The organism is Mesorhizobium sp. M4A.F.Ca.ET.022.05.2.1 (assembly GCF_003998845.1).
Taxonomy (GTDB): domain Bacteria; phylum Pseudomonadota; class Alphaproteobacteria; order Rhizobiales; family Rhizobiaceae; genus Mesorhizobium.
Window position 1 is genome coordinate 1 of record NZ_RZOJ01000797.1, and the last position, 707, is coordinate 707.

Annotated in this window: 1 protein-coding gene; it reads right to left on the reverse strand. The window is 65.6% G+C overall.

What is annotated here, in order from left to right; genetic code table 11:
• The coding region (locus tag EN745_RS35480; RefSeq protein ID WP_127423354.1) for a PA0069 family radical SAM protein at positions 1 to 707 on the reverse strand (707 nt) is incomplete at both ends.

The window sequence follows — 707 nt, forward strand, 5'->3', positions numbered from 1 at the left end:
GCGTCGGACAGCTGCCTCATCGCTTCCAGCCGCTTGGTCGGCGTCGACGCGCGCGGCTCCATCGTTCGCGCCAGCATGCGGTCGAGCGTCGTCACCGACAGCGCCACCTTGGCGAGCCCGCGCTCCGCCATGCGCGACAGGATGTCGATGTCGCGCGTCACCAGCGCCGATTTGGTGACGATGCCGACCGGGTGGCCGCGCGCTTCCAGCACTTCGAGGATCTCGCGCATGATCCGGTATTGTTTCTCGATCGGCTGGTACGGATCGGTGTTGGTGCCGATGGCGATGGTGCGCGGCTGGTAGCCGGGCTTAGACAGCTCCTTGTCGAGCATGCGCGCCGCATCCGGCTTGGCAAACAGCTTGGATTCGAAATCGAGCCCCGGCGACAGGCCCATGAACGCATGCGTCGGCCTGGCGAAGCAGTAGACGCAGCCGTGCTCGCAGCCGCGATAGGGGTTGATCGAGCGGTCGAAGGAGATGTCGGGCGACTCGTTGCGCGTGATAATAGTGCGCGGCCTCTCGACTTGCACCTCGGTCTTGAACGGCGGCAGGTCCTCCAGCGAATTCCAGCCATCGTCGAACAGATGCCGGCTGACCGGCTCGAAGCGGCCGGACGGATTGATGCCGGCGGAACGACCGCGATTGCGGTCGGACCGCACGCGCATGCCGCTCTGCTCGATCATCGCATTCGCCATCTCGGCTCTACC